This is a genomic window from Arthrobacter sp. NicSoilB11, from assembly GCF_019977375.1.
GTDB lineage: Bacteria > Actinomycetota > Actinomycetes > Actinomycetales > Micrococcaceae > Arthrobacter.
This window is the reverse complement of record NZ_AP024657.1, coordinates 156,101-176,762: the sequence shown is the minus strand read 5'-3', so window position 1 is coordinate 176,762 and position 20,662 is coordinate 156,101. Positions and strand designations below refer to the sequence as shown.

20 protein-coding genes are annotated in these 20,662 nt (G+C 67.3%); 11 read left to right on the top strand and 9 right to left on the bottom strand.

All coding sequences use genetic code 11. The features are described from left to right. Nucleotides 1–38: 38 nt before the first annotated feature. Both LDO14_RS00855 and LDO14_RS00850 read right to left on the bottom strand, forming a co-directional pair. Nucleotides 39–302: a hypothetical protein gene (locus LDO14_RS00855; protein WP_018770324.1), complete on the bottom strand. Its 264-nt coding sequence runs from the start codon at nucleotides 300–302 to the stop codon at nucleotides 39–41. A 111-nt stretch (nucleotides 303–413) separates the two neighbouring features. Then, the gene (locus LDO14_RS00850) at nucleotides 414–1,232 is read right to left on the bottom strand and encodes a Cof-type HAD-IIB family hydrolase (protein WP_018770325.1); all 819 of its coding nucleotides are present in this window, start codon (nucleotides 1,230–1,232) and stop codon (nucleotides 414–416) included. A gap of 151 nt (nucleotides 1,233–1,383) precedes the next feature. Here LDO14_RS00850 and umuD point away from each other — a divergent pair, with 151 nt between their 5' ends. The 11 genes from umuD to LDO14_RS00795 all read left to right on the top strand — a co-directional run bounded on the left by umuD (nucleotide 1,384) and on the right by LDO14_RS00795 (nucleotide 12,897). After that, nucleotides 1,384–1,815 carry a translesion error-prone DNA polymerase V autoproteolytic subunit gene (gene umuD / locus LDO14_RS00845; protein ID WP_018770326.1) on the top strand — a complete coding sequence of 144 codons (432 nt, stop codon included), beginning with the start codon at nucleotides 1,384–1,386 and terminating at the stop codon, nucleotides 1,813–1,815. A 24-nt stretch (nucleotides 1,816–1,839) separates the two neighbouring features. Continuing rightward, the gene (locus tag LDO14_RS00840; protein ID WP_186447809.1) at nucleotides 1,840–3,138 is read left to right on the top strand and encodes a Y-family DNA polymerase; all 1,299 of its coding nucleotides are present in this window, start codon (nucleotides 1,840–1,842) and stop codon (nucleotides 3,136–3,138) included. A 168-nt stretch (nucleotides 3,139–3,306) separates the two neighbouring features. Further along, complete coding sequence (locus LDO14_RS00835; protein ID WP_223993339.1) at nucleotides 3,307–4,485, top strand: ABC transporter substrate-binding protein; 1,179 nt, start codon at nucleotides 3,307–3,309, stop codon at nucleotides 4,483–4,485. A 395-nt stretch (nucleotides 4,486–4,880) separates the two neighbouring features. Next, nucleotides 4,881–5,672 (top strand): matrixin family metalloprotease, encoded by a 792-nt coding sequence (locus tag LDO14_RS00830; RefSeq protein WP_223993338.1) that lies wholly within the window; start codon nucleotides 4,881–4,883, stop codon nucleotides 5,670–5,672. 164 nt (nucleotides 5,673–5,836) lie between these two features. Next, nucleotides 5,837–6,856 (top strand): VOC family protein, encoded by a 1,020-nt coding sequence (locus LDO14_RS00825; RefSeq protein WP_223993336.1) that lies wholly within the window; start codon nucleotides 5,837–5,839, stop codon nucleotides 6,854–6,856. Nucleotides 6,857–6,863: 7 nt separating this feature from the next. Continuing rightward, nucleotides 6,864–7,826 carry a fumarylacetoacetate hydrolase family protein gene (locus LDO14_RS00820; protein WP_223993327.1) on the top strand — a complete coding sequence of 321 codons (963 nt, stop codon included), beginning with the start codon at nucleotides 6,864–6,866 and terminating at the stop codon, nucleotides 7,824–7,826. Next, nucleotides 7,823–8,860 (top strand): cyclase family protein, encoded by a 1,038-nt coding sequence (locus LDO14_RS00815; protein ID WP_223993321.1) that lies wholly within the window; start codon nucleotides 7,823–7,825, stop codon nucleotides 8,858–8,860. Before LDO14_RS00820 ends, LDO14_RS00815 begins: the two co-directional genes overlap by 4 nt. Nucleotides 8,861–8,914: 54 nt before the next feature. Continuing rightward, nucleotides 8,915–10,039, top strand: a complete 1,125-nt coding sequence (locus LDO14_RS00810) for an FAD-dependent monooxygenase (RefSeq protein ID WP_223993320.1) — start codon at nucleotides 8,915–8,917, stop codon at nucleotides 10,037–10,039. Beyond that, nucleotides 10,036–11,109 carry an amidohydrolase family protein gene (locus tag LDO14_RS00805; RefSeq protein WP_223993319.1) on the top strand — a complete coding sequence of 358 codons (1,074 nt, stop codon included), beginning with the start codon at nucleotides 10,036–10,038 and terminating at the stop codon, nucleotides 11,107–11,109. Before LDO14_RS00810 ends, LDO14_RS00805 begins: the two co-directional genes overlap by 4 nt. Nucleotides 11,110–11,120: 11 nt before the next feature. Beyond that, nucleotides 11,121–12,119 (top strand): fumarylacetoacetate hydrolase family protein, encoded by a 999-nt coding sequence (locus LDO14_RS00800; RefSeq protein ID WP_223993318.1) that lies wholly within the window; start codon nucleotides 11,121–11,123, stop codon nucleotides 12,117–12,119. A gap of 1 nt (nucleotide 12,120) precedes the next feature. Beyond that, on the top strand, nucleotides 12,121–12,897 hold the full coding sequence (locus LDO14_RS00795) for an SDR family NAD(P)-dependent oxidoreductase (RefSeq protein WP_223993316.1): 777 nt from the start codon (nucleotides 12,121–12,123) through the stop codon (nucleotides 12,895–12,897). Nucleotides 12,898–12,914: 17 nt separating this feature from the next. On the opposite strand, the gene LDO14_RS00790 is transcribed toward LDO14_RS00795, so the two are convergent. From LDO14_RS00790 to LDO14_RS00760, 7 genes are all read right to left on the bottom strand, one after another. After that, entirely contained in the window at nucleotides 12,915–13,697 is a 783-nt protein-coding gene (locus LDO14_RS00790) for an SDR family NAD(P)-dependent oxidoreductase (protein ID WP_223993314.1), read from the bottom strand. Between the two features lie 123 nt (nucleotides 13,698–13,820). Next, nucleotides 13,821–14,387, bottom strand: a complete 567-nt coding sequence (locus LDO14_RS00785) for a DoxX family protein (protein WP_223993312.1) — start codon at nucleotides 14,385–14,387, stop codon at nucleotides 13,821–13,823. A 131-nt stretch (nucleotides 14,388–14,518) separates the two neighbouring features. After that, the gene (locus LDO14_RS00780) at nucleotides 14,519–15,481 is read right to left on the bottom strand and encodes a LysR family transcriptional regulator (RefSeq protein ID WP_223993310.1); all 963 of its coding nucleotides are present in this window, start codon (nucleotides 15,479–15,481) and stop codon (nucleotides 14,519–14,521) included. Nucleotides 15,482–15,544: 63 nt separating this feature from the next. Continuing rightward, entirely contained in the window at nucleotides 15,545–17,113 is a 1,569-nt protein-coding gene (locus LDO14_RS00775; protein WP_223993308.1) for a GMC oxidoreductase, read from the bottom strand. A 16-nt stretch (nucleotides 17,114–17,129) separates the two neighbouring features. Continuing rightward, nucleotides 17,130–18,626 (bottom strand): MFS transporter, encoded by a 1,497-nt coding sequence (locus LDO14_RS00770; protein WP_223993306.1) that lies wholly within the window; start codon nucleotides 18,624–18,626, stop codon nucleotides 17,130–17,132. 154 nt (nucleotides 18,627–18,780) lie between these two features. Further along, the gene (locus LDO14_RS00765) at nucleotides 18,781–19,590 is read right to left on the bottom strand and encodes a hypothetical protein (RefSeq protein WP_223993303.1); all 810 of its coding nucleotides are present in this window, start codon (nucleotides 19,588–19,590) and stop codon (nucleotides 18,781–18,783) included. Further along, nucleotides 19,587–20,627 (bottom strand): Gfo/Idh/MocA family oxidoreductase, encoded by a 1,041-nt coding sequence (locus LDO14_RS00760; RefSeq protein ID WP_223993302.1) that lies wholly within the window; start codon nucleotides 20,625–20,627, stop codon nucleotides 19,587–19,589. The genes LDO14_RS00765 and LDO14_RS00760 overlap by 4 nt, the downstream gene beginning before the upstream one ends. Between the last annotated feature and the right edge of the window lie 35 nt (nucleotides 20,628–20,662).

Sequence of the window (20,662 nt, the reverse complement as noted above, 5' to 3'; positions counted from 1 at the left end):
TGAGCGTACCCGAGCCGCGCGGGGTTGGGGCCGGCGGGTCAGTCAGCGCAGTCGGTTTCCCCGCATGGCACAATGTCCACCCCGTCGCCGCAGTGCAGGAGCGTCCGGCCGCGGCCGCCGTCCAGGTGGACCCAGACTGCCGTGTGGTCGGCGGTGATGGTGTCCACCACGCCGCCCGCCTCAAAACCGGGAGAAAGCAGGACGCGGACCCGGTCGCCCTGGCGCAGCTGCTTCCAGTGCGGAGCCGGGGTTGCTGGCCGGTGCGGCCCATCGGCCATGTGCTGTTTGACGTTCCTTGCCATGGTTGCCCCCTATGAGCCGGCGTAAGTAGTGCCTGCTTTCCATGGTTCACGCTAGGGGGCGAAGGTAAACGCCAGGTGAGCGGCAGCTGTGAATACGGGGGGCTGCTGCGGTCAGGAAAACTGGACGCCCAGGGAGGCGAGCCGCGCCTCCAAAACCTGGGCCACGCCGTCGTCGTCAAAATGCGGTGCCTGCTGCCCCGCCGCGCGGATGGCCTCCGGATGGCCGCTGGCCATGGCATAGCCGTGACCCGCCCACCGGAGCATCTCGATGTCATTGGGCATGTCGCCGAAGGCCACCACATCCGCGGCGTCAATGCCCAGCCCCGAAGCGTACTCGGCCAGGGTAACGGCCTTGTTGACACCCGGCAGGGAGAGTTCCAGCATGGCAACGCCGGGCGAGGAGTGGGTCGTCGCGGCCAGGTGCTCGACGGCGGGTGCCACCTCGGCGAGGAAATCATCGGGTGTGCCGTCGCGGACGATGGCAAGGAATTTGACCACCGAATCGTCACTGGTGAGCGTGTCCTTCAGCGGGGCCGGGGTGAATTCGGCCAGCAGCTCGCTGGATTCGTTTTCGATGAAGCCCGGTTCCAGATGGAATCCGGTGAGCGTTTCCGCTGCGAACAGGGCCGCGGGGCGGAGCGCCTTGATGATGCCGCGGACCTCCAGGACGGTGTGGATCGCCAGGGTGCGGGCGGAGACCAGGCGGTCCGTCTCCAGGTCCCAGACCACGGCACCGTTGGAGCAGATCACCCGTCCCGTGTGGCCCAGCTGCTCCTCGAGGGGGTGCAGCCAGCGCGGCGGACGGCCCGTGACAAACACGAGCTCGACGCCGGCATCGCGGCAGGCGTGGAAGGCGCGGATGGTGCGGGGGCTGATTTTTCCGTCGTGCCCAAGGATCGTTCCGTCAATATCGCTTGCTACCAGCCGCATGATGCCAGTCTACGTGGGGGTTTGCGCACCGTCGCCGCCGGGGCGGCCGCTTCGGGTCCGCGGGCTGTCCAGGGACGGCCGGGGTGGTGCCGTTGTCAGCCTCCGGGTCTACACTGAAACTATCGAACATATATTCGAATAAGGGTGTGTTGTGGGCGTTATTATCGGTCCCCGCGTGATAGATGCGGGCGCCTCGTTGTTCTCGGTGCTGATCTCCCCCGTGGCGGTGGCGGCAGGGTTTCCGTCTCCTGCGCAGGACTACTTTGACGGGCGGATCGACTTGAACGCGCACCTCATCAAGGACATCACCAGCACCTTCGTGGTCCGGGTCACCGGGGACTCCATGGAGGGCGCCGGCATCAGCGACGGTGACGAACTGATCGTGAACCGGGCACTGGAGCCGAAGGACGGGTGTGTGGTGATTGCGGTGCTGGACGGGGAGCTGACGGTTAAGCGCCTCCGCATCACCGGCACCGGCGTGGTGCTGCAGGCGGAGAACCCCAAATATCCGGATATCCACGTCCCCGCCCTGTCCGAGCTGACCATCTGGGGTGTCGCCACCAGGTGCCTGCACCATGTCTGAGATATTCCACGTTTGAGGAGCAGCATGCCTAAGCCGGTGCTCATGCGGCGGATGCCGCAGATCGCCCACGTGGATGTCAACTGCTTCTACGCCTCCGCGGAGCGCGCCTTCGACCCCTCCCTGGAGGGCCGCCCGCTGGTGGTGCTGTCCAACAATGACGGCTGCGCGGTGACGCGCTCCCCCGAGGCGAAGGCCCTGGGCATCGCCACCGGCGAGCCCTGGTTCAAGCTCGCGCCGCGGGCCAAGGAGTGGGGCCTGGTGGCGAAGTCCAGCAACTATGAGCTCTACGGGGACATCAGCTCCCGGGTGATGGAGCTGCTGGGCAGGTACTCGGCGTGGCTGGAGGTTTACAGCATCGACGAAGCGTTCCTGGGCGTGAAGGGAAAACCCGACGAGCTGCTGGCCCTGGGCCGCAGGATGAAAGAGGCCGTGCGGCGGCACGTGGGGGTGCCGGTCTGCGTGGGCATCGCCCCCACCAAGACCCTGGCAAAGCTCTGCAACAAGTGGGCCAAGAACAACGCCGCTTTTGGCGGGGTCTGCCTCTGGGAGTCGGTCCCGGCCGACGTTCGCGAGGCCCTCATGGGCCGGTTGCCGGTGGACGAGGTGTGGGGCATTGCCGGGCGGCTGATGAAGCGGCTCAACGTGTTGGGCATCTTCACCGTGCTGGACCTGGTCCGGGCGGATCCGGTGGCGATCAGGGACAAGTTTTCGGTGGTGCTGATGCGCACCGTCCTGGAACTGCGCGGCACCCCGTGCATTCCCATGGAGGAGGAGCGCGTCGGCCGCGACCAGCTGATATTTTCCCGTTCCTTCGCCACTCCCGTGACCACCGCCGCCGGCCTGCGCGAGGTTCTGAGCATCTACGGGCAGCAGGCGAGCGCCAGGCTGTCCAAGCACGGACTGCAGGCGAAAGTGCTGACGGCCTTCGCTGCCACGTCCCCCTTCAGGGATTACGAACAGGCCTACCCTTCGGTCTGCGTCTCGTTGCCCATGCCCACCGCGGATCCACTCCTGCTCACCAAAGCCGCCCACGCGCTGCTGCCCAATATCCGGGATGGACTGAAATATGCCAAAGCGGGCCTGATGCTCACCGACCTGCGGCCCACGGGAAACCAGCCCCCGCTCGAACTGTTCGAGAACCGGCACGAGGAACGCGGCATCGGGCCATTGCTTGAGGATGTGAGCCGCCGGTTTGGACGGGGGTCCATCGGGCTGGGGCATGCGGGCATCAAGTCGGGCCTGGACTGGACCATGAAGCGGGACATGCGTTCGCCCCGTTACACCACGCACTGGGACGAGCTCCCCCTGGTGAAGGCCGCGTAGGGGCACCAGGAGGGCCGAATCAAGACGCTCCGCGACGATTTTTAACGCCCTGCTACGCCGCATTGAGGCTTCGCGTCTCCCCGTGAACCACTGCGACACGAATGATTGTGGGGCCGCCGGGCGCTCCGTAATCTCGTCTCAGCATCAGCCCCAGCAAAGGATTTCCCCATGGCAAACCCGCAGGACAAGAGTCCGCAAAACCAGCAAGCATCCACCCGCATCATCGCCGGCGGGTCAGCCAAGCCCCAGCGCCCGCTCGGCCTCAAAATCGGCATCGCGGCAGCCGCGCTGGCCCTGATCGGCGGGGGTGCCGCCGTCGCCTCCGCCGTCAACAACGGCACCGCTGCACCGGCAGCCGACGTGGCGCCCGCCGGCAACCCGGCGGCCGAGCTGAAGCTTGGCTACTTCGGCAACGTCACCCACGCCCCCGCCCTGGTAGGGGTCAGCAAGGGCTTCATCGCCGATGAACTGGGCAGCACCAAGCTCAGCACCCAGGTGTTCAACGCCGGCCCCGCAGCCATCGAAGCGCTGAACGCCGGCGCCATCGACGCCACCTACATCGGCCCGAACCCGGCCATCAACTCCTTCGTGAAGAGCCAGGGCGAATCCGTCAACATCATCGCCGGTGCCGCGGCCGGCGGCGCACAGCTGGTGGTCAAGCCGGAAATCGGCTCCGCTGCAGACCTGAAGGGCAGGACGCTCGCGTCGCCGCAGCTCGGCGGCACGCAGGACGTCGCCCTCCGGGCCTGGCTTGCCACCCAGGGCTACAAGACCAACGTGGACGGCAGCGGGGACGTGGCCATCAATCCCACCGAGAACGCCCAGACCCTAAAGCTGTTCCAGGACGGCAAGCTCGACGGCGCGTGGTTGCCTGAACCGTGGGCGTCACGGCTGGTGCTGACGGCCGGAGCGAAGGTCCTGGTCGATGAAAAGGACCTGTGGGATGGCACACTGTCCGGCAAGCCGGGCGAGTTCCCCACCACCATCCTGATCGTGAACCGGAAGTTCGCCGCCGACCATCCGGACACCGTCAGGGCACTCCTGAAGGGGCATGTGAAGTCGGTCGAGTGGCTGAACGCGGCACCGGCCAACGAAAAGGCAACTGCCATCAACGCCGCGCTCAAGGAAGCCGCCGGGGCCGAACTGAAGGCCGACGTCATCGACCGTTCACTGAAGAACATCGTCTTCACCGTGGACCCGCTCGCCGGAACCTACCAGAAGCTCCTGGCCGACGGCGTGACTGCCGGCACCACCAAGCAGGCGGACATCAACGGCATCTTCGATCTGCGGGCCCTCAACAGCGTCTCGGACGGGAAGACCTCGGCAGCGGGGCTTGGCAAGGAGTAGGCCCTCCCTCCATCGGTTGCTCCGCAGGTGTCCTTTTGAGTCCTCAGAACGGCACCTGCGGAGCAGCCGATTCCTGCGGAAATCCTGTGCATTTCCGGCGCTGAGGCTCAGGAGCACGCCACTAGGCTATGGAGGTTGGCCCGTGGCGGGCCGCGGGAGCCAGGGGGATGCCAATGCATGGTTACGGGAAGAGCAACCGGTCACAGCCAGACATTCCTGGCGGACTTGCCCCACCTCATGTTCGGCGTTCCCCCAGCGGACGGATCCCCCAATGGGCCATCGATGAGGCCTTCGGCAGGGCGGAAACACCATCTCCATGGCGCGCCGAGCCTCCCCGGCCTCGACGGAAGACGTCCTGGGCCTGGTCAAGGACGCGACGGCGGCCACAACGGTCGATGCAGTTCAAGACCGTGCTGGGGATTGCCCTGGTTGTCTGCCTGTACTTCGCGCCGGCGCTCTTTGACCGCGTGATTCTTCCTGTTGCGGCCCCGTACCTGCCTGGCGCGAAAGTGCCGCCGCCCGGGTACGAGGCCTCCTCATCGCCCCTCGGCACGCCTCCCGCAACCACCGGTTCCACCGCCTTTGTGCTGCAGGAGTCGCCAAAGGAGGGCCAGCCGTTTGTGGCTTACGATCCGTGCCGCCCGATCCATTACGTTGTCCGGCCGGACAACGCCGTGCAGGGTGGCGACATCCTCGTCCGGGAAGCAATAGCGGCAGCCTCCCAAGCCTCCGGCCTGCAGTTTGTGTATGACGGAACCACCACGGAGGCCCCGGCGGATGACCGGCAGGCGTTCCAGCCTGACCGCTACGGGAAGCGGTGGGCGCCGGTGCTGATCGCCTGGTCCACCCCTGCGGAATCTCCCGGCCTTGCCGGCGATGTTGCGGGCAACGGCGGCAGCGGCTACGCCCAGGCCCCCGGACAGCCGCTGGTGCCGCTGGTCCTCGCCGCCGGACAGGTGCGCCTTGACGCGCCAGATCTTGGCGGCATCATCGCCAGCCGCCCTGACGGTACGGCAGAGGTGCGCGCAATTATCATGCATGAGCTCGGACACGTGCTGGGCCTTGATCACGTCGATGATCCGGCTCAACTGATGAACGCGAAAAACATGGGCATCATGGACTTTGCCGCGGGTGACCGCGCCGGCCTTGCCCTGCTGGGAGCCGGCCCGTGCGTGCCGCAACTCTAGGGAACATCGGCCCGTCTCCCCGGCAGGGAGGAAGATTGCGGAGTATCAGCTTCGTGGATATCTGATATCGAAAAGCTCGTCTTCCCCAAATATATGAAGTACTTCACAGTAGTTACAGGACCTGCACCAATCAGACGGCAGCCAGTAACCAGAAGGACTTCAACGTGGAAACTCCCCTCTCCCATCTTGCCCACCTCGAGATCACCAGCCCGGACGTCGAAGCCTCGGCACGGTTCTACGAGGAAAAGTTCGGCATGCGCATCATCGACCGCGTGGACGGTAACCTCTACCTCCGCTGCTGGGGCGACTACTACCGGTACAGCCTGGTGGTCACGGAAGGACCCGAAGCCTCCCTTGGCCGGATGGCATGGCGCACCAATTCGCAGGCAGCCCTGGAAGCAGCAGCCCAGCGCATCGAAGCGACCGGCGTGCAGGGAACCTGGACCGCCGGCGGCCACGGCTACGGCAAGGCCTACGAATTCACCGGCCCCTACGGCCACCACATGCGCCTCTTCTACGAGGTGGACAAGTTCGTGGCGGAGCCCGGCTTCGAATCCACTTACCCGGACCGGCCCGAGCGCCGCAGCAGCCACGCCGCAGCACCCCGGTTCCTGGACCATGTCACCGTTGCCGCGTCTGATGTCCGCGGCTTCGCCAAGTGGTACAACGAGGCCCTGGGCTTCCGCGTCATGGCCTTCGTGGACCTGGACGAGGCCCCCATCACCGTCTTCTCAGTCCTCACCACCAACGAAAAGTCCCACGACCTGGGCGTGGTGGCCGATACCTCCAACCGCCCGGGCCGCGTCAACCACATCGCCTTCTGGGTGGACACCACCGAGGACCTGCTCCGCACCGCCGACGTGATGATGGAAAACGGCACCCCCATGGAATACGGCCCCTCCATCCACGGCGTGGGCGAGCAGAACTTCCTCTACTTCCGCGAACCGTCCGGCCTGCGCGTCGAGCTCAACTCCGGCGGCTACCGCAACTACGTGCCGGACTGGGAGGCCAACACCTGGAAGCCGTCCGAAGGGTCCAACAACTTCTACAAGAACGGCGCCATGCCGCACTCCATGACCGAATCCTTCCCACCGGCCGAAGGCTTCACCGCCACCGAGGAAGGCGCGTCCCCGGAAATGAAGGAAGCGCTCCTGAACCCTTACGCCAAGCACGGACGGGGCTAACGGCACCATGGCCGAAGCACAGTACGCACTCATCCGGTTCCAGGAGGCCGGTGACGGCAAGCCCCGCGCGGGCCTGCTGGTTGATGACAGGGTCCTGCCCCTGGACGGGGATATCAACTCGCTGATCGAGCATTGGGACACCACCGAAGGACAGCTGGACGCCCTGGCCGCCACGGCAGGTAAGGCCACCGGCCTGGCGCTTGCCGACGTCGACATCCTCGCCCCGGTGGAGCCCGCCCAGGTGCTGCAGACGGGCGCCAACTACCGCAAGCACGTCATCGACCTCGCCGCGGCGCACCGCGAACCCGGCGAGGACGAGGAGGAAGTGCGCGCCAAGACGGCCGCGATGATGGACAAGCGCGCAGGCCAGGGCACGCCGTACTTCTTCATCGGACTTCCGACGGCGGTCGCGTCCGCCACGGACGATCTCACCTTGCCTGCGTATTCCAAGTCCCACGACTGGGAGCTGGAACTGGCCGCGGTGATCGGCAGGACGGCGTTCCGGGTCACCCCGGAGGAGGCCCTCGAGTACGTGTTCGGCTACACCATGGTCAACGACATCACCACGCGTGAGTATGTCTTCCGCAAGGACATGCCCGCCATCGGCTCCGACTGGTACCGCGCCAAGAACGCCCCGGGCTTCCTGCCCACCGGGCCGCTGCTGGTGCCCGCCAAGTTCTTCGGTGACCCGCAGGACGTCCAGGTGACGCTGAAGCTCAACGGCAAGCCCATGCAGGACGAATCCACGCAGGACATGATCTTCGGTGTAGCCAAGCTGGTCAGCGAAGCCTCCCAGATCATGCCGCTGCGCCCGGGCGACCTGGTGCTCACGGGCAGCCCGGCCGGCAACGGCCAGCACTGGGGCCGGCTGCTGCAGGACGGGGACGTCATGGAAGGCACCATCACGGGCCTGGGCACCCAGCTCATCCACTGCAAGGACGAAGTGACAATGGAAAGCAGCAGGCAGTGACCACGCAGGACACAGCACCAGTCACCGGCGCCGGGGAATCCGCGGATTCCCCGGTCATCCGGCGTGACGATCCACTCGGCAGCATCCGTGCCATGGCACGGGCACACAACAACTGGGGAAGGTGGGGCCAGGACGACGTCCTGGGCACCCTGAACTTCATTGACGCCGCCAAGCGCATCGAAGCAGCGGCCCTGGTGAAGACCGGCGAGGCCTTCTCGCTGTCCCAGCCCTTCGACACCAACGGCCCGCAGAAGGGCTGGCGCCGCCGCACCAACCCCGTGCACACCATGACGGACACCGGGGTGGACGCCGAACGCGGCAACCAGGGTTTCCCGCACGGCTTCGGCGGCGCTGATGACGTGATCGCCATGCCGCTGCAGTGCTCCACGCAGTGGGACGGCCTGGGCCACATCTTCGACCAGGGCAAGGCCTGGAACGGGCGCGCCGCAGGTGACGTGGTCACCTCCGAGGGTGACCTGGTGACCGGCATCGAAACCGCCGCCGCCAAGATCGTCACCCGCGGCGTCCTGCTCGACGTCGGCCGGGCGCTGGGCCCCGGGCTGGGACGGAACGACGGCGAACTGCCGGACGGTTTCGCCATCACTCCGGAACACCTCCAGCGGACCATCGAACTCCAAGGGCCCAGCTCAACAGTGGGCCGGGGCGATATTGTTGTGATCCGCACCGGGCAGTACACCCGGGTGAGCCGCGACGGCTGGGGCGACTATGCCGGCGGCTCCGCCCCCGGGCTGTCCTTCAGCACGGCACCCTGGCTGCACCGCAGCGAGATCGCCGGGATCGCCACGGACACCTGGGGTTTCGAGGTCCGGCCCAACGAGTTCGACGGCGCATTCCAGCCACTCCACCAGATCGCCATCCCCAACCTGGGCCTGTTCCTGGGCGAGATGTGGGACCCCGACGCATTGGCGGAGGCATGCGCGGCGGACGGCAGGTACGACTTCCTGCTGACCGCAGCACCGCTCCCCATCACCGGGGCCGTCGGATCACCGGTCAACCCGATCGCCGTCCGGTAGCTTTCACTACAACAAACCACCAGCAGTAACGCCGTCAATACAAAGGAGTCAGCGATGGCAGCAGTACAGAACGTCGGAATCGTGGGGGCGGGAGCCGCGGGGCTGGCCGCCGCCATCCTCCTGGCCGACGCCGGAATCCAGGTGGAAGTCCTCGAGAAGGCAGACGCCCCGCAGACCCTCGGGTCCGGCATCACGCTGCAGGGGAACGCCCTGCGCGTCCTCCGCCACCTCGGCGTCTGGGACCAGGTGGAGGCCAAGGGCTACGCCTTCAGCACGCTCGGCCTGCGCGCCCCGAACCCGGCCGGCACGGTGCTCGCCGTCCTGGAGGATATCCGCACCGGCGGTGACGACCTCCCCGCCACCATGGGCATGTACCGGCCGGACCTCACGGCCATCCTCCGTGAACGGGCGGAACAGGCGGGGGCCCGGATCAGCTACGGCCGGACGGTCACCAGCATCACGGACGACGGCGGCTCGGTCACCGTGGGCACCGCCGACGGCGGCACAGCCACCTACGACCTCCTGATCGGCGCCGACGGCCTGCACTCGGCCGTGCGCAAGGCCATTGGCATCGACGTGGAACCCCAGCCCACCGGCATGGGCATCTGGCGGGCGTTCGTGGAACGGCCGGAGGAAGTGGTCCGGACCGACCTCACCTATGGCGGCCCCTGCTTCATCGCCGGCTACTGCCCCACCGGCCCGGACACCATCTACGCCTACCTGGTGGAGAAGGCCCAGGAACGCAAGCACGAGGACGGCCCCCGCATCATGGCCGAACTCGCGGCAGCCTACGGCGGGCCCTGGAACGAGATCCGCGCCAACCTGGACCACAGTGCCCGCATCAACTACACGTGGTTCACCACCCACCTGGTGGACGGGCCCTGGAACCGCGGCCGCACCGTGATCATCGGCGACGCCGCGCACAGCTGCCCCCCAACGGTGGCGCAGGGTGCAGCCATGGCACTGGAGGACGCCTCCGTCCTGGCCGAGCTGCTGATCAGGGCCGACGACGTCACCGAAACCCTGTTCAAGGAGTTCAGCGACCGCCGGCTGGACCGCGCCAAGGCAGTGGTGAACGCCTCGGTCCAGCTGGGCCAGTGGATGCTCGACGGCGTCCGCGATGCCGATATGCCCGGGCTGATGCACGGCCTGTCCGTCATGCTGAAGGAGCCGGCATGAGCACCCGTCCCCACACGAACCCCACGGTGGATGTCCACGCCCATATCCTGCTGCCGGCCCTCCAGCAGCTGGTGGCCGAGGCCGATCCGGAGGCCTTCGGCGCCCAGCAGGCCCTGGAGGTGCGCCGCAACGGACCCGAATCCATGGCCGCCTCGGGCCGGATGATCAAGGAACGCTGGCCGCAGCTGACCGACCTGGACCGCCGGCTGGCGGACATGGACGCCCAGGGCGTGGACGTGCAGCTGGTCTCGCCGTCGCCGTCGCACTTCTACTACTTCGCCGGGGAGGAGCTGTCCCTGCAACTCGCCCGGGCCGCAAACCAGGCGGTGCGCGAGTTCGTGGACCGCGCGCCGGGGAGGCTGAACGGGCTGGGCCTGGTCCCGCTCCAGCACCCGGGCCTGATGGTGGATGCCCTGGAACACGCCGTCTTGGAGTGCGGGCTGCTGGGAGTCGAAATCGGGTCTTTCGCCGCCACTCCGGGTGACCCGGAACGAGGCACCATTGAACTCTCGGACCCCCGGCTGGAACCGTTCTGGACCCGCGCCGAAGAGCTGGACGCCCTGGTGTTCCTGCATCCGTTCGGCTGCTCGCTGGATGAGCGGCTGGACCGCTTCTACCTCGCCAACACGGTGTCCCAGCCGGCCGAGAACGCGGTGGCCCTGTCCCACCTGATCTTCAGCGGCGTCCTGGACCGGCACCCCGCCCTGAAGGTCCTGGCCGCCCACGGCGGCGGCTACCTGCCCACTACGCTGGGCCGGTCGGACCATGCCTGGAAGGTGCGGCCGGAGGCACATGGGTGCGCCGCGCCGCCGTCGTCCTACCTGCGGAAGCTGTACTTCGACTCGCTGGTCCACAGCCCGGCTGAACTGCGGGCCCTGGTGGCTGCCGCCGGGCCTGGGCAGGTGCTGCTCGGCTCGGACTACCCATTCGACATGGGGTCCGACCTGCCGGTGGACGAAGTGGAGGCTGCCGCACTCCCGGCCGACGACGCGGCCCGGGTCTTGGGCGGCAACGCACGGGCCCTGGGCATCACCGCGGCAGCCGCCCTGGCCACCCGCCCCAACGCCTAAGGAACACCCACATGGTCAAGATTGCCCGTTGGAACCACGACGGCGGGACGCGGTCCGGCTTCGTGGACGGCGAACACTGCTATGCGCTGCCGGCAGGCCAGTCCGTGCAGACACTGCTCGATGCCGGGCTGCAGGAGACACTGGACCTTGCCCGGAAAGTCACCGCTTCCGCCGCACCCGTACCGCTGGCGGAGGTGCGGCTGCTGGCCCCACTGGAACCGGCCACCATCCGGGACTTCGTGGCGTTTGAGGAACACGTGGAAGGAGTGCGGAAGAGCATCGACGGCGTGGCGGGCGTGGTGCCCGAATGGTACGAAGCACCCACGTTCTACTTCACCAACCCGCACACCGTCACCGGTACGGGCGAGGTGATTGGCATTCCCGCAGGCTGCACGGACCTGGACTTCGAAACAGAGGTGGCAGCCGTCGTCGGCCGCGTCCCCGGCAGCGACGGGCGGAACCTGACCGCAGAGGAGGCGCACCGGCACATCTTTGGCTACACCGTACTCAACGACTGGTCGGCGCGCGACCTGCAGCGCCGGGAGATGAAGGTCAGCCTGGGACCGTGCAAGGGCAAGGACTTTGCCAACACCCTGGGGCCTTGGATTGTCACGGCGGACGAGTTCGAGGACCGCCACGACGCAGACGGGTTCCTGCCGATCTCCATGGCTGTGGAAGTCAACGGGCGGCTGATTGGGCAGGACCTGCTCTCCAACATGGGCTGGCCGTTCGCCGAACTGGTGGCCTATGCGTCGCAGGATTCCGTGGTCCGGCCCGGCGACGTGCTGGGCTCCGGCACCTGCGGCAGCGGCTGCCTGGCCGAGCTCTGGGGCCGGAACGGGGCACAGACTCCCCCGCCGCTGAAAACAGGTGACGTGGTCCGCATGACCGTGGAAGGCATCGGAACCATCGAGAACACCGTGGGCTCCCGGCGCGAAGCCGCGACCCGGGTTCCCGCCCGGAACCGGCCGCGGAACCGTGTTGCCGCTGCTGCTCCTTCCGGAATCTAGGGTGGTTTCGCTTCAGCTCGAGGGCCGGACGGTGGTGGTCACCGGCGCTGGCCAGGGCCAGGGTGCTGCCGAGGCGCGGCTCCTGGTGGAAGCCGGGGCACGCGTCATCGCCACTGACCTTGCGGCGGACATGCCCGCGGAGCTGGCCCGTGCAGAATCAGGCCCTGCCGGGCAGTTGCTGTACCGGCAGCTGGACGTCAGCGATGCCTCCGGCTGGTCCGAACTCGCCTCCTGGCTCCAGTCCCACGGCTGGCGGGTGGACGGACTGGTCAACAATGCAGGCATCACCCAGCGCAGCCGGTTGCTGGACGCGTCAGTGGCCGATCTGCAGAAGGTCTATGGGGTGAACGTCGCCGGAGCCCTGCTGGGGATCCAGTCGCTCGCGCCCCTGATGGGCAGCGGCGCTTCGATTGTTAATGTCGGCTCTGTGGCGGGCCTGACCGCGCATTATCCCGTGGCCTACACCACCAGCAAGTGGGCGCTGCGCGGGTTGTCCCAGCTAGCCGCCTTGGAACTGGGCCCGCGCGGGATCCGTGTGAACACCGTCCATCCGGGTTTCATCGAAACACCCATGACAGCGGGCGCAAAACCAGAGTTCCGGCAGGCAACCCTGGCCGAAACCCCGCTGGGACGTACCGGAGGCGTCGAGGAAGTGGCCGGCGTCGTGCTCTTCCTCCTCAGCCCGCTCTCGTCCTACGTGACGGGTGCGGAAATTCCGGTGGACGGCGGCCAGTCCTCCCACGGCGGCGCCAAGTCCGTCTCCGACGCGCTGCGCTGACCGACCCGGAAGACGGGTCAGCCCGGGAGCACCGCCGACCAGCCGCCGTCGACCATCAGGTTGGCTCCGGTCACGTAGGACGCTTCGTCCGAGGCAAGGAACAGTGCGCACTTTGCCACTTCTTCGGCTGCGCCCATCCGGCCCAGCGGGATGCTGCCGGCGATGGTGCGCATGGGGTGGTCGGGGGCGAGGAGGTTGCCCTCGGTGGCGGCCGTCCGGATCATGCCGGGGCTGACGGCATTCACGCGCAGGCCGTGCCTGGCCCCTTCCGCCGCGAGCTGCTTGGTCATGGCCACCACGGCGCCCTTCGTGGCGGTGTGCGCCAGCCGGCCGTTGGTCATGGACCCGGTGACCCCCGCCGTGGATCCCACCAACACGATGGCCCCGTTCTGCGCCTGGATCAGCTGGGGCCAGAAGTACTTGACCGGCAGGAACACCACGTCCATCTCGTGTTCAATGTTCCACTTCCAGTCGGCAAAGGTCAGTTGCTCCACCGGGGAGAAACGCGTGACGGCGGCATTGGCGTAGAGGATGTGGACCTGGCCGTGGCGCTCCGCAACGTTGGCAGCCCAACCAGCCACTGCTGCCTCATCGGTAAGATCCACCCGGCTGCTGCTCATCCGTCCCCCGGCGTCGGTGACCGCCGCTACGGTAGCCGCGGCGCCGTCGTCGTCCATGTCACACCCGACAACCAAGGCCCCTTCGGAAGCGAAGGCGAGCGCGGCCGCCCTGCCTTGGCCGCTGGCCGTTCCGGTAATGACGGCGGTTCTGCCGGCCAGGCGGTGGCTGGAGACAGGCATAAGGAGTCCTCCCGAAAGCGTGTTTTCACGACTTTCGCAGGAATTCGCCCGGCACGGAACGGCGTCTTGGGTCTAGGTGGTATCCGCCGCGCGGATAGTCCCGCAGATATCGCCAGGACGGGTTCAGCCCTCTTCCGTCGCGGCAGTGCCTGCTGCCGGTGCCGCAGCGTCCGCGGCGAGGGCTTTGCGCCGACGGGCAACCTGGACAGCAATGGCGGTGGGGATTGCGGCCAAAGCGGTGATCCGCATCCAGGGCCGGTCCAGGACATGGCCGGTAAGGGCATCGAGGGAGTAGGGCCCGGAGCCGCCGATAGTGAAGGCCGCTGCTGCCAGGCCCAGCACCGCGGGGTACTCGAGGCCGCCCTCCTGGGCGAAGAATCCGTTCGGGGCATGGACGCTGGCCGCTACGCCCATGGTGGTTGCAGCAGCAGAACCGGCGGCAGGCGTGGCAAACCCAAGGGCCAAGGCAAGCCCAGCTCCCGCTTCACCTACGCCCGCAAGGACGGCGCTTGTTTTAGCGGGGCGGAACCCCATGGCGTGCATGCCCTTACTGGTGCCTTCGACGCCTCCCCCGCCAAACCAGCCGAAGAGTTTTTGGGATCCGTGAGCGACGAGCACTCCTCCCAGTGCCACCCGGAACAAGGTTTGCGCCGCGGCCGCCGCCTCAGGGCTGGTGGTTACACTGCTCATGACAGTCCTCCTTGGGTTGTTTGAGTCGCTGCACGGCTCGCTTGCGCACGAGTCTACGACTGCCCAACCACCCCGTCACGGGAGGAATTATCGGCCAGGACACCCCGACACGGGAGAAAATAAGCCTGGCTTCACGGGGTATCCGCCGCGTGGATAGCCACCGGATGGGCGTTGACGGGGAACAGCTCGTGGAGCCGGGCGCAGGAGCGCTGGACCACTGACCGCAGCCACACACTCGCGGGATCTTCCGCCTGGGACGGGTGCCAGTACATGGCCTCCACCAGGGACGCTTCGGTGCCGCCGGAGAACTCCAGCACCACGATATCCGCGCCGCGCTGCGCCCGTCCGGCCAGCATCCTCGGGACCAGTGCCACAAGGTCCGTGCCTTCAACCAGGAGCGGCAGGGACAGGAAGCCGGCCACCACGGCAGCCACCCGGCGCTGGATGCCCCGGGACTCGAACAGCTTGTCCGCCGGGGTGCTGATGCCCTCACCAAAATAGCCGACGGCGTGAGGCACCGCGGTCAGGTCTTCGAGGGTCAGGCGGGGCTGCTGGAGCAGCGGATTGCCGGCGTCGGCCACGGCCACGAAGCTGTCACGGAAGAGCTGCTTGCTGGCTCCCTGCATCTGGTATCCCGTTGGCCCCACCAACAGGTCGATCTTGGAGTAGTCGGCCATCTGGCCTTGGATGCCCGAACCGGCCGTGGGGACGAAGTCCACGGAAACACCCGGCGCTTCTTCCCGCAGGATCCCACGCAGCGGCCCCACGATGAGCGCCGCAGCGTAGTCCGAGGCGGCGATGATGAACTCGCGCTCGCTGGTGGCGGCGTCGAACCCGGACCGCACGCGCGTGGCCCGCTGGATGTGAAGCATGGCTTCATCAACCAGCGGGACCAACGACTGGGCAAAGGGCGTGAGGTCATAGGTGCGGCCGTTGCGGACCAGGAGCTCGTCGTCGAAATGGCGCCGGAGCCTGGCCATCGCCGCGCTGGTGGCCGGCTGGCTCAGCTGGAGCCGCTCCGCCGCCCGGGAAATGTTGCGCAGTTCCAGCAGGACCTGAAGTTGGGGCAGCAGGTTCAGGTCCAGATTCTTCATACCCACAGGTTATCCGTGCCCGGATCGTGCCTTTTCAAATGCCGCCTGCTGCAGACTGCCGGGTCAGGAACCCAGCTCCTCGGCCACCTTCCGGGCACCGCGCACCGCGATGGCCACGCTCATCAGCGTGGGGTTCATGGCCGTGGCCGTCGGAATGAGCGCGTTCCCGCCCACTACCAGGTTCTCGTAGCCCCACACCCTGGACCAGGGATCCGCCACTGAGCTGCCGTCGTCGGCCGCCCCCATGCGCATGGTGCCCTGGTAGTGCAGGCTGGAGCCATTGGGCATCAGCCGGGGCTCGGCCACAAAGACACCCAGGGCCTTGCCGGCACGCCGCAGCCGCTCGGTGGCCTGGGCAATTTCCGCTTCTTCGCGGTCGGTGAGCGCATATTCGATGGTCATGTTGGGGAAGCCGCGGTAGTCGGGCTCATTGTCGTCGAAGCTGACGGCATCCTCGTAGCGGGGATGCTTGCGCAGGCCATAGCCCATGTTGACGTAACCCCACCTGTTGTCCGAGTACGCGCTGCCGGGTTCCATCGGGAACGGTGTGGACTCCGAGTACATGACCTGGACGGAGAAAGGGTGTTCCGGCTCGGAGAAAGGGATGCGGTTCACAGCAGCGACGGGATCCGCGGGGTTCTGTGCCCGTCGTGCCAGTTCGGCATCAAGGTCCTCCTCCGCGGCGAAGCGGCGCATTTTTTCGGCGTCGAGGGCCACCGTGGAAATCACCACCGGGTGTTCGGTCAGGTAGTGGCCCAGCGCTTTAGGACGGACGCCCGAGGCCCACAGGAGCTGGGGCGAGCGGAAGGCATCGGCCGCCACCACCACCACGTCCGCCGGCACAAAGGATTCCTCCCCCGTCCGCAGGTCCTGCACGGTGACACCGGTGGCACGGTTTCCGTCCAGCTCAACCCGGCGGACCAGGGTGAGGTCGCGGAGTTCGAACCGTTCTGACAGCGGACTGCCAGCGTCCACCAGCGGGCCCAGCACGACGTCGGCACCGGCCCACCGCACGGATCCGTCCGGTTGCGGGTCTCCGGCGACCGGAAGCCTGCCCACCCCGTAGCCTTCGGGAAGCTCCGCACCGAACTCCTCGTCCAGGAGGCTGCGGATGGCCTCCCCCACCTTCGAGTCGGCGAACGCCGCGCTGTGGACGTGCAACAGCTGCTTTGCCTCGTCAATCAGCCCATCCCACTCCTCATCTGCGATGAAGGGGATCCTCTCGCTGAAGGCAGGCGACGGCGTGGCGCAGGTCCAGTGCGCACCCTGGCCGCCCACATTGGTGGCGGCTGCTGCGGCTGGGAAGGTCGGCGCGTGGGCGGAGCCTTCCCCGCCAAAGTCCAGGAGATGGGTTCCCTGGCGGGCGGTGAACATGCCTTCGGTGACGGTTCCGGCCGGAATGCCCAGGGATTCCCGGAACTCCCCAGCCTGTGGCCCCTGGGACATCTCCCGGGCCCGGGCCTTCTCGGCGGGATCAGCGATGTTGCGGACGCTTTCGCCGGGAACGGCGGTCAGCTGCGGGCCGGCTTCGAACATCACCACCCGGGCAGTGGGGACTTGTTCCAGCAGCACGCGGGCGTAAGCGGAGCCAATGGGCCCGCTGCCGACGACGGCGATGGTGGGGTTGGACATGATGTCTCCTTTGAGATCAGGCCGAGAGGGTTTCGGAAGGTGTGCGGGGAGCGGATACGGGTTCGTCCGAGAGGCGCCCGGACGGCAGCAGCACGGCCGCGGGGATGCCCAGGGCGTAGGCAGCTGCCAGGCTGATGAAAATGGGGGTGAACACCGAGCTGTAGATCCCGGCAACAGCGGACTGGACCGCCGGCGCGGCCGCATGCACCAGCTGCGGGGTCAGCCTGCCGGCATCCAGGCCTGCCGGCAGGAGAACCGCGACGCCGGAGCCGATCGCTCCGCCGATCACTGCCGTGGCCACCGTTGAACCTACCTGCCGCACCAGGTTGATGGTGGCGGTCATGGTGCCGGTCTGGGTGGCGGGTGCGGCGCCCTGGACAACCGCGATGATCAGGCTCATGAAAGCCCCGGTGCCCATGCCCACAAAGCCCATCACGATCATGGGCACCCACAGCGGAAGCCCGGCAGGCAGCACCGCCATCACCAGCAGCCCGGCGGCTCCCAGCACTGTCCCCAGGATGGGGAAAATCCTGTACCGGCCGGTGCGGCTGGCCACCCAGCCCGTGAGCAGGTTGCTGATCAGCATCCCGAACACGGTGGCGATGGGAACCAGGCCGGACACCGTGGCGGTGGTTTGGTACGCCATCTGGAAGTAGGTGGGCAGGTAGGCAGTGATGGAGAAAAGGCCGACACCGATAATCGCCGAGAGTGCGGTGCTTGCGGCAATGGTGCGGTTGGCAAAGAGGTGGAGCGGGATGATGGGCTCAGGGGCCCGCCGCTCGATAAGGAAAAAGGCAATGAAGCCCAGGACACTGATGGCCACCGCGGTTGCGGTGGCCACGCCGGCGTCAGGCTCTGCGAGCCAGGAGGCGGCGAGGACGAGTGCCACGAGCGAGGCGGTGAACACTCCAGCGCCGGCAACGTCGAAATGCCGCGGTGCGGGGCCTGGCTCCAGGCGCGGGACGGCAGCCAGCGCGAAGGCGAGTGCCGCAGCCCCGACCGGGATGTTGATCCAAAAGACCCACTGCCACCCCCAGTAATCGGTGATGGCACCGCCGAGGACGGGGCCTACCAGGATGGCGATGGGAAATGCAGCGCCGATGATGGCCATGTAGCGCGGCCTCTCCCGCTGCGTAGTCACGCGGGCAATGATGGTCTGCGACATCAGCTGCAGGCCGGCCGAACTCATGCCTTGCAGGACGCGGGCGCCGATCAGCCACTCCATGCTGGTGGCAAAGCCGCACACCAGGGAGGCGGCCAGGAACATCACCAGGGAAGCCAGGAAGACCCGGCGGGCCCCCAGGACGTCGCCGAGTTTGCCGAGCACGGGCAGGAGCACAGTGCTGGCCAGCGTGTACCCCACGACCACCCAGCTCATCAGTTGAAGCGCGCCGAGTTCGCCGGCAATGGTGGCCAGGGAGGTGGAGACGACAGTGTGATCCAGTGCCCCGAGGAAGGAGACGGACAGGAGGGAGGCGACGAGGAAGCGGAGCTTTACAGGCGAGAGTGTCATTGTGGTCTGCCCGAACGATCGGGCCGTCGGCGCGACGTGGTGTGCCTCCGGCGCAGCATCACGACGGAGAACGGGTCCGGTTGGAACCCCGGCGCCACTTCCACCCTATCGAGACTTACGTTGGAAAGCAACATAAGAATGCTTCAATTTGACATCATGACTGCGGGTCAAAGCGCCCATCCCGGAGGGCGAGTGCCAGCGCCATGTCGTCCAACAGTTCCGCCAGGTCCATCACGGGCACCCCGGAGGTCAGCGCCGCGATTGCCCGGCGAAGAGCCAGGCGGGGCGACGTTTCGTAGCGCTGCGAGGCCCGCACGGATCCCTCCTCGGTGGCCGTCTCCACGCGGGTCAGTCCGGCCGGCTGGTCCACGGTCACTTCCGTCCGAACCTCCCCAAGGGCAAGGACCTGCAGCAGGCCTCCCGGATGGGCCCCGCCGACAGGCGTCGCCAGGAGGGTGCCGGGAGCCATTGCAGGGCGTCCGGGGTGGTGCAGGAGCGCCATCCTGCCCCCACCCGTCGCCGCGGCCGATTTGAGCGCCGGCGATGCTCCCGCCAATGACCGCAGCCAGCCAAATCCGTCGCAGGCAAGGGCATCCAGCGCCGCAACCGGCCCCGCACACTCCACGGATACCAGGCGCGCCGCGCTGCGGCCCCTTGCCCGGAGGGCGTCTTCAACAACGTCCTTGCGCAGGCGGGGCCGCTCGACAATCACAGGGATATCTCCGGGCCACGCCTCCTGGACCAAAGCCTTCCGCGGCATCCCCGGGCCGGCAATCACCACGGCCACCGCTCCCTCGTCCCGGGCGTCCAGCATGCCGCTCCACCAGTCACCTCCCCCGGGAACCACCACCACGCTTCCCCTGGCACCCGTGGAGCGGATGGTGGTGACGGGCAGTTCGGCGACGGCGGCGCGATAGGACGGCAGGTCCGTGAAGACGCTCCACACGCGGCCCGCGCTGCTCATGCCCGCGCTGCTTCAAGAAGCCGGGCTGCAGCGGCATCAGCAAGGTCGACCACATACTGCGCGTCCGCGAGCAGTTCGTCGTACTCCACCGGGGCGGATCCTTCGAGGAGGGAGGCAAAGAGCCGCCACTGCGCCAGGTAGCCGTCGTCCTCGTCCCGCCGATACTCCGTCCATTGCCCGCCCACACTGCGTACGCGGACAGCAGCGCTGCCCGCATGGACGAAGGCAGTCGGAAAATCAACCTCGATCCTGTCGCGGGAGGTGGCGATTGTCATGCGCCAGAAGGCATCCGGCCCCTGCGGCAGCATGGTAAGCGCCAGATGGACCAGGACGCCGCCGGCCCGGTACCCCACCAGATAACCAATTGGCGGAACCAGCCGCGCGTAGGCCACCTCGTCGATACTCGGCGCGACGTCCCTGACGGCAGGCAGGTCATGGACGGAAAACCCGGTCAGCAGCTGCCGCAGGACTCCGGCCGCCACGGCCGGGTCATCCAAATCCGGGTGGCCGCGGCGGGGAGCCTGGAAGGGACCGCCTTCCGCTACCAGCTGGTGGTACCTGTCATTGGGAGGAAGCGCCACGGTGACCGAGACGGCCTGGACCTTTCCTTCACGTGCCACCAGGTGGTGCTTGGCGCGTCCCCAGGCAGCATCAAAGAGATGGTTGGTGCCCACCAGCAGGAGGACGCCCGCGGACCTGCACGCGTCTATGACTTCGCCGGCCTCCTCCCGGGAAATGGCCAGCGGTTTCTCGCAGAAGATGGCCCGCTTTCCGGCCGCCACGGCAGCCAGGATTTGGCGCGCATGTTCACCGGGCGGGCTGCAAACGGCAATGACGTCCACGTCCGGGTCCGCCAGAAGGTCCGCCTCGCCCGTCGACCAGCGGGCACCGCACCCTTGCGCCAGCCCCCGGGCGCGCCCACTGCCGGCATCGGCAATATGCCGCACGGTGAACTGGTCCGGCAGCCGTCGAAGCACGGGGAGATGGAGGGCCACCACCCCGGGTCCTGCTCCCAGTATTCCCACATTCCACGGCATCCCAGCCTCCCGTCTTATGTATTTATTATGCATAA

Coding starts and splice junctions, on each gene's coding strand:
- LDO14_RS00790 (WP_223993314.1), bottom strand. CDS start 13,697: ATGCCTGTCTCCAGCCACCGCCTGGCCGGCAGAACCGCCGTCATTACC.
- LDO14_RS00830 (WP_223993338.1), top strand. CDS start 4,881: ATGCAGTTCAAGACCGTGCTGGGGATTGCCCTGGTTGTCTGCCTGTAC.
- LDO14_RS00760 (WP_223993302.1), bottom strand. CDS start 20,627: ATGCCGTGGAATGTGGGAATACTGGGAGCAGGACCCGGGGTGGTGGCC.
- LDO14_RS00785 (WP_223993312.1), bottom strand. CDS start 14,387: ATGAGCAGTGTAACCACCAGCCCTGAGGCGGCGGCCGCGGCGCAAACC.
- LDO14_RS00820 (WP_223993327.1), top strand. CDS start 6,864: ATGGCCGAAGCACAGTACGCACTCATCCGGTTCCAGGAGGCCGGTGAC.
- LDO14_RS00805 (WP_223993319.1), top strand. CDS start 10,036: ATGAGCACCCGTCCCCACACGAACCCCACGGTGGATGTCCACGCCCAT.
- LDO14_RS00780 (WP_223993310.1), bottom strand. CDS start 15,481: ATGAAGAATCTGGACCTGAACCTGCTGCCCCAACTTCAGGTCCTGCTG.
- LDO14_RS00810 (WP_223993320.1), top strand. CDS start 8,915: ATGGCAGCAGTACAGAACGTCGGAATCGTGGGGGCGGGAGCCGCGGGG.
- LDO14_RS00765 (WP_223993303.1), bottom strand. CDS start 19,590: ATGAGCAGCGCGGGCCGCGTGTGGAGCGTCTTCACGGACCTGCCGTCC.
- LDO14_RS00800 (WP_223993318.1), top strand. CDS start 11,121: ATGGTCAAGATTGCCCGTTGGAACCACGACGGCGGGACGCGGTCCGGC.
- LDO14_RS00840 (WP_186447809.1), top strand. CDS start 1,840: ATGCCTAAGCCGGTGCTCATGCGGCGGATGCCGCAGATCGCCCACGTG.
- LDO14_RS00770 (WP_223993306.1), bottom strand. CDS start 18,626: ATGACACTCTCGCCTGTAAAGCTCCGCTTCCTCGTCGCCTCCCTCCTG.
- LDO14_RS00775 (WP_223993308.1), bottom strand. CDS start 17,113: ATGTCCAACCCCACCATCGCCGTCGTCGGCAGCGGGCCCATTGGCTCC.
- LDO14_RS00855 (WP_018770324.1), bottom strand. CDS start 302: ATGGCAAGGAACGTCAAACAGCACATGGCCGATGGGCCGCACCGGCCA.
- LDO14_RS00835 (WP_223993339.1), top strand. CDS start 3,307: ATGGCAAACCCGCAGGACAAGAGTCCGCAAAACCAGCAAGCATCCACC.
- LDO14_RS00850 (WP_018770325.1), bottom strand. CDS start 1,232: ATGCGGCTGGTAGCAAGCGATATTGACGGAACGATCCTTGGGCACGAC.